The following is a 6,007-nucleotide window of genomic DNA, read 5'->3' on the forward strand; positions in this document are numbered from 1 at the left end:
GGCGACCACCACGGGCCGTCACCCCGGCTCTCACCGGCATCTAACCACGGGCACCTTCTCAAGTCCCGTAGAGAGGAGGGTCCACCAGTGACCACGACAGATGTCCACGCACTGGCCGGCGTCTACGCCCTGCATGCGGCCGATGACCTCGAATGCGTCGCCTTCGAACGCCACCTCGCCGGCTGCGCGGTCTGCCTCACCGAGACCCGGGAACTGCGCGAGACGGGGGCTCGCCTCGCCGCCAGCACCTGGTCGGTGCCGCCGCGACGACTGCGCGCCGACGTGATGACCGCGGTCGCCCGTACCCGGCAGATCCCACCCACCGCGCAGAACACCGCGCGAACATCCGCCGATCCGTCACGATGGCGGCGGTACTCGATCGCCGCAGCGGCGGCCGTGGTGCTCGCCGCGGGCACCGGCGTGACCGTCTACGGAGTGCAGGAGCAGCGGATCCGCGATCAGAGTGCTGCCGCGTCCGCAGCCGGACAACGCGAGGACCAGGCCCAGGGCATCCTGACCGCCCCCGACGTAGTCCTCAAGACCACGGCAGTACGTGGAGGCGGCACGGTCACCGTCGCCTCCTCGGCGTCACGCCACGCGGGTGTAGTGGCGCTGAGCGCGAACATCCGGCCAGCCCGCAACCAGGCACTTCAGCTCTGGACGATCCGTGCCACGACGCCGACCTCGGCAGCGGTCCTTCCCGCCGGGCAATCCGCGGCTATGCACGTCATCGACGGTCTGTCCGGCGCCGACGCCGTCGGTGTGACGCTGGAACCCGCCGGTGGCTCTCTCGCCCCGACAACACCCGCCGTCGCGCTAATCCGTCTCAGATGAGACCCATCCAGTACCCGATCTGCTCCGAATCCGTGGTGTCAGAGAAATCCACGATGGAGGAGTTCTTCCATGCGCGTCACCCGTTTCACCGCTGTCGCCGCGGCCGCCCTGTTCACCGTGTCGCTGGCCGCGTGCGGTGACGACTCGAAGTCGGAAAACACCGGCTCCGCCGCCGCGCCGACGACCATGACATCGTCCGCGCCGATGATGTCCTCTCCCGCCACCGACAGCATGACCAACTTCGGCCCGGGATGCTCCGCGGTGCCCACCGACTCATCAAACCCGGGCAGCTTCGCCGCCATGGCCAAGGAGCCGGTCGCCACCGCCGCCTCCGGCAACCCCGTCCTATCCACCCTGGTCAGCGCGGTCAAGCAGGCCGGACTGGTCGACTCCCTCAACACCGCCGAGGAACTGACCGTCTTCGCCCCGGCCAACTCGGCGTTCGACAAGATCCCCGCCGCGGACCTCAAGAAGGTCCTCGCCGACAAGAAGACCCTGACCAGCATCCTCACCCTGCACGTCGTACCCGAGAAGCTCAGCCCCGAACAGCTCGCCGGCTCACACAAGACGCTGCAAGGCGGCGAAGTCAAGGTCACCGGCAGCGGCACCGACTTCAAGGTCGGCGACGCCTCGGTGGTGTGCGGCAACGTGCAGACCGCCAACGCCACCGTCTACATCATCGACTCCGTCCTGATGCCGAAGAGCTGACCCTGATGCTTCTCCGGCGTACCGGAAAACCGGCGCTGACCGGCGTCCTCTGCGCCGCCCTGGGTGTTGCCGCCGCGGAACTGCTCGCGGCGGCCACCCGCCCGGCGGCCGCACCGCTAGTCGCCGTCGGCAGCGCGGTCATCGACGCGACGCCCACCCCGGTCAAGGAATTCGCAGTCCGCAACCTCGGCACCTGGGACAAACCGGTACTGCTGGGCAGCATCGGACTCGTCCTGATCCTCTTCACCGCCGTCGTCGGCGTCCTGACCGTCCGCCGCCGCTGGGCGGCGATCGCCGGAGCCGCGCTGTTCGGCCTCGCCGGCGCCGCGGCAGCACTGTCCCGCCCCGCCGCGACCCTCTACGACGCCGTGCCGTCACTACTGGGCGCCACGATCGCCGGCGGTGCACTGCTCTGGACCCGGGCCCGGGTCGCCCGCCCAGACCGGCGGACCTTCCTGCGCACCGCCCTGCTCGTCACCGGCGGCGCCGTCCTCTTCGGCGGCGCGGCCGAGACCGTCAAACGGGTCCGCGGCAGCGCAATCACCCGCTCCCGGCAAGCCATCAAACTACCCGCAGCCGCCGACCCCGCCAAGCCGCTGCCCTCCGGCCAGGCGCCCGGCTTCACCTCCGCGAAGCTGTACCGGGTCGACACCGCCCTCAGCCTGCCCAAGATCGATGTGGACACCTGGTCGCTGCGGATCCACGGCAGGGTCGACAAGGAACTGGAGTTGTCGTTCGCCGACCTGCTCGAGCGGCCACTCAAGGAACGCGACATCACCCTCAACTGCGTGTCCAACGAGGTCGGCGGGCCGTACATCGGCACCGTACGGTGGCTCGGCATCCCCCTGGCCCCCCTGCTCGCCGAGGCGGGCGTCGACCCGGAGGCCGACCAACTCGTCGCCCGGTCGGTGGAAGGCATGACCATCGGTACGCCGGTCGCCACCCTGCTCGACGGCCGCGACGCCATGCTCTGCGTCGGCATGAACGGCGAGCCGCTGCCGGTTGAGCACGGCTTCCCGGTCCGCATGCTCACCCCCGGCCTGTACGGCTACGCCGGGTCCTGCAAGTGGGTGACCGAATTGGAACTGACCACGTTCGCCGACTTCGACGCGTACTGGGTACGCCGCGGCTGGGCAGCGCAGGGGCCGGTGAAGACCGCCTCGCGGATCGACAAGCCGCGCCCGTTCGCCACGATCCAGGCGGGCACGACGACGGTGGCGGGCGTGGCGTGGGCCCAGGGCCGCGGCATCCGTACGGTCGAAGTCCGGGTCGATGACCGAGGCTGGCAGAAGGCCGAGCTGTTGCCGGTGCCGTCGTCCGACACCTGGGTGCAGTGGCGCTACGAGTGGAAAGCGACCCCGGGACCGCACACCCTCGCCGTGCGGGCCACCGACGGCACCGGCGCGGTCCAGACGGAACAGCGCGCCACCCCGTTCCCCGACGGGGCGACCGGATGGCACACCATCACGGCGACAGTGGACTGAGAACGCCCTCAGTCCGGTCGCTCAACACAAACCCGAAGAGGTTCGGTTTCTGGCAAGAATCCATAGCGCTGGTCTTCACCGAATGACATCGCGTTGAGATCTGCATAAGCAACCGCTTCATCGAGCGCACCGTAGGTGCCCGACTCCAGCAGTTCGCGGGTGGCTTGCTCGACGAGGCCGTATGCCGCTTGGGCGAGCGCCGTGCCGACGCTGACCCGGCGGACTCCGGCCGTCGCCAGTTCGCCGATGGTGGGGCCTGTAGGTCCTGCCATCGCGTTGACAGGTAGGGGTGACGCCGCGGTGAGCGCGCTGAGTGTGGCGAGATCTGACAGGCCCGGCACGAACAGGCAGTCAGCGCCGGCCTCGGCATATGCACTCGCGCGGATCATGACTTCGTCGAAGCGGCGCGCGGGTGCGATGGCGTTCAGCAGATAGACATCTGTCCGAGCATTGATCATGAGTTGTGGCAGTCCCACGTCAGCCGCCGCATGCCGGGCAGCTTGCAGCCGGCGGGCTTGTTCGCCCGGAGGCCGCAGAGTTCCGTGCCGGGCATGCGAGTCCTCGATGTTGATCCCTACCGCGCCGGCTTCGATAGTGGCCCGGACGGTGGCCGCGACGTCTTCGGGCGTGCTCCCGTATCCGCCTTCTATGTCTGCGGTGACCGGCACGTCAACGGCCGCACAGATGCGGTGAACCGCTGCCATCATTTGCTGACGGGTCAGGGCTTCTCCGTCAGGCACGCCCAGTGACCAGGCCATCCCACCGCTGGTAGTGGCGACAGCCGCAGCGCCGGCGCGGGCAATCAGAGACGCGCTTGCCGCATCCCATGCATTCGGCAGCACCAACAGAGGCTGTTCGTGCAAGGCGCGAAACGTACGCGCTTTAACAATATTTGATGCGTCGACCATGGCGCCCATCCTCGATTCGGCAGTTTCCGAACGACATCGTGGCCGGAAATCCACACCGTGTGACGGCACATCCACGCCTATCAGGGGGCATCGAAGATTGGCCGGTCATCATGTCGTCGGTCTGCCCAAGTCTTCCCTGAGCGCTAGGGCGATAGCTGGCGGTTTTCGGCCTTCACCGTGCCGCGGGGGCCGAGCGGCGGCGGGTCGTTCAGTAGCTGCGGCGACGCTGATACCCAGCACATTCCCAGGACACACCCAGACTTCTATTCACCATTGTTGTGCGAGATCCACTGACGCTGCGGTTCCCCGAATCGTGACGACGAACGTCGATGATGCGCGAAGGCGAGAGAACGTCGGGGCGAAATGAGATATTCGCTTAAGCCCGCTCGGTACGGCAGTCCTGCGCTGCGACGGGCCGCGAACTCTCGCGTAGCGTGGATCAGGTGGCGAGAGAAGCTGAGCAGCGCGAGGCAACAGCGGGGGCCCCTGAGGGGCCGCTGCTACAGGTACTCGTGGTCGAGGACGATTTCGGCGACCTCGCGCTCGTGGAGAACGCGTTCGACGAGCACAGCATCCGCAGCGAGTTACACCACGTCGGCGATGGCTCCGAGGCCCTGGCGTTCCTGCGACGCGAGGGCGCGCACCGGGACGCGCCGCGGCCGGATCTGATCCTGCTGGATCTGAACATGCCGCGCGTGGATGGCCGTCAGGCTCTGGCCGAGATCAAAGCCGATCCCGTGCTCAAGTCGATTCCGACGATCGTGTTCACCACCTCGTCGTTGGACAGCGACGTCATTGCCAGCTACAGCAGGCACGCCAACGCTTACATCACCAAGCCGATCGACCTCGACGACTACGAGCGGGTCGTGATGGCGATCAGGAATTTCTACGGGCACCTCGCCGTGCTGCCGCGGCGATCGCCCGATCAGCCGACCTTCTAGAACGGCTCGGACCCTGCAGTGCTGGTGGCCGTCACTGGACTACCGAGCTGCTCACGTTTCTGCGGGACCGTCAAACAGCGGTAGGACGCCGGCGATGTCGAGAACTCTGCGGACGTAGCCTTGCGCGCCGCCGACGGTAAAGGCGGTGTCGCAGGCCTGGGCGGCCTTGTAGCCGGTGATCAAGGCGCCGATGGCGGACGAGTCGAGGAAATGCACCCCGGCGAGGTCCACCCGGATCACGCGAGTGGCCGGGCTTTCCGCTTCGAACAGGAACAACGCGGTGAGCTCGTCGACGCTGCTCAGGTCGAGTTCCCCGCTGAGGATGACCGTGCAGCTGTTCTCGATCCGCTGTACGACGTGACGCCAAATCGGCTCCATGCGGCCCTCCCACGGATCGTCTTCGCCGCGTAGGCGCTGCGGTCGAAACAGCCTAATCTCCTGTGGAGAACCTGAGGTGTCGGGCAGGCGGGACCACCGGCCCGCCAGCGCCATCTCGGCAAGGATGGGGGTGCGGCTCAGGAAGACAGTTTGACGCTGGCGGCCGGTACGGAAAGGTAGAAGCCCTGCTGGTTGATCTGGTCGGTGCCTTCGTCGCGGGTGATGCCGGCGTCAGTGGTGAAATTCGGGGTGACACGGGCGATCACGCCGGTGAACTCGGCGGTGTCGCCGCGTTTCACCGTGAAGATGGATTCGCCGTGCGTGCCGGTCAAGGTGACCCAGAGCCGGTCTCGGGTGTTCGGTCCGATCCAGAATCCTTCGTCGGCCGGCACGGACTGGACCCGTACGCGATGCGCGGTCGCCTTCGCGGCGTCGTTGGCGCGCAGATTCTGGACGTTGTCGGCGCCGAGCACGTTCTCTCCCTTGGCGATGACGCTGCCCGGGACGGGGGCCGGAGCCGAAGTTGCTGCCGGCGGCGCGGGTGTGTCGGGGCCGGATTCGCGGTTCGTTAATTGCGTCGCATCTTGCGCACCGCAGCGTGCCAGCAGCAGCGACACCGCGAGTACGGTCAGCACAGCGATCAGTGTGGGGAGCAGCCAGGGGGGGTGTCCCTATGGGTTTCGTCAAGCGGCGAGAGCGTGGTCGCTCGGTCGTGTTTGGTAGGGGCTGCGGTCGCGGAGCATGGCGAATAGGA

Annotated in this window: 7 protein-coding genes; 4 read left to right on the forward strand and 3 right to left on the reverse strand. The window is 67.6% G+C overall.

Translation table 11 applies throughout. The features are described 5' to 3' along the window. The first annotated feature begins 87 nt into the window (after positions 1-87). The 3 genes from ACIA1L_RS33295 to ACIA1L_RS33305 all read left to right on the forward strand — a co-directional run bounded on the left by ACIA1L_RS33295 (position 88) and on the right by ACIA1L_RS33305 (position 3,026). A complete protein-coding gene (locus ACIA1L_RS33295) occupies positions 88-834 on the forward strand; it encodes an anti-sigma factor domain-containing protein (RefSeq protein ID WP_396077055.1) in 747 nt (248 codons plus the stop codon). A gap of 69 nt (positions 835-903) precedes the next feature. Next, on the forward strand, positions 904-1,542 hold the full coding sequence (locus ACIA1L_RS33300; protein WP_396077056.1) for a fasciclin domain-containing protein: 639 nt from the start codon (positions 904-906) through the stop codon (positions 1,540-1,542). 5 nt (positions 1,543-1,547) lie between these two features. Continuing rightward, positions 1,548-3,026: a molybdopterin-dependent oxidoreductase gene (locus ACIA1L_RS33305; RefSeq protein WP_396077057.1), complete on the forward strand. Its 1,479-nt coding sequence runs from the start codon at positions 1,548-1,550 to the stop codon at positions 3,024-3,026. Positions 3,027-3,034: 8 nt separating this feature from the next. Here ACIA1L_RS33305 and ACIA1L_RS33310 read toward each other — a convergent pair whose 3' ends face one another. Next, on the reverse strand, positions 3,035-3,934 hold the full coding sequence (locus ACIA1L_RS33310) for an isocitrate lyase/phosphoenolpyruvate mutase family protein (protein ID WP_396077058.1): 900 nt from the start codon (positions 3,932-3,934) through the stop codon (positions 3,035-3,037). 434 nt (positions 3,935-4,368) lie between these two features. Between ACIA1L_RS33310 and ACIA1L_RS33315 the strand changes: the two genes are divergently transcribed. Then, on the forward strand, positions 4,369-4,875 hold the full coding sequence (locus ACIA1L_RS33315) for a response regulator (protein WP_396077059.1): 507 nt from the start codon (positions 4,369-4,371) through the stop codon (positions 4,873-4,875). A 51-nt stretch (positions 4,876-4,926) separates the two neighbouring features. On the opposite strand, the gene ACIA1L_RS33320 is transcribed toward ACIA1L_RS33315, so the two are convergent. Together ACIA1L_RS33320 and ACIA1L_RS33325 are read right to left on the reverse strand one after the other, a co-directional pair. Further along, positions 4,927-5,253, reverse strand: coding sequence for an STAS domain-containing protein (locus ACIA1L_RS33320; RefSeq protein WP_396077060.1), 327 nt, complete (start codon positions 5,251-5,253; stop codon positions 4,927-4,929). Between the two features lie 137 nt (positions 5,254-5,390). Then, entirely contained in the window at positions 5,391-5,888 is a 498-nt protein-coding gene (locus ACIA1L_RS33325; RefSeq protein WP_396077061.1) for a hypothetical protein, read from the reverse strand. Between the last annotated feature and the right edge of the window lie 119 nt (positions 5,889-6,007).

The sequence above is a fragment of the Actinoplanes sp. NPDC051859 genome, assembly GCF_044452725.1.
In the GTDB taxonomy this organism is placed as follows: Bacteria; Actinomycetota; Actinomycetes; order Mycobacteriales; family Micromonosporaceae; genus Actinoplanes.

Excerpts from the sequence above, each read along its gene's own strand:
- ACIA1L_RS33310 (WP_396077058.1), bottom strand. The coding sequence starts at position 3,934 with ATGGTCGACGCATCAAATATTGTTAAAGCGCGTACGTTTCGCGCCTTG.
- ACIA1L_RS33300 (WP_396077056.1), top strand. The coding sequence starts at position 904 with ATGCGCGTCACCCGTTTCACCGCTGTCGCCGCGGCCGCCCTGTTCACC.
- ACIA1L_RS33305 (WP_396077057.1), top strand. The coding sequence starts at position 1,548 with ATGCTTCTCCGGCGTACCGGAAAACCGGCGCTGACCGGCGTCCTCTGC.
- ACIA1L_RS33320 (WP_396077060.1), bottom strand. The coding sequence starts at position 5,253 with ATGGAGCCGATTTGGCGTCACGTCGTACAGCGGATCGAGAACAGCTGC.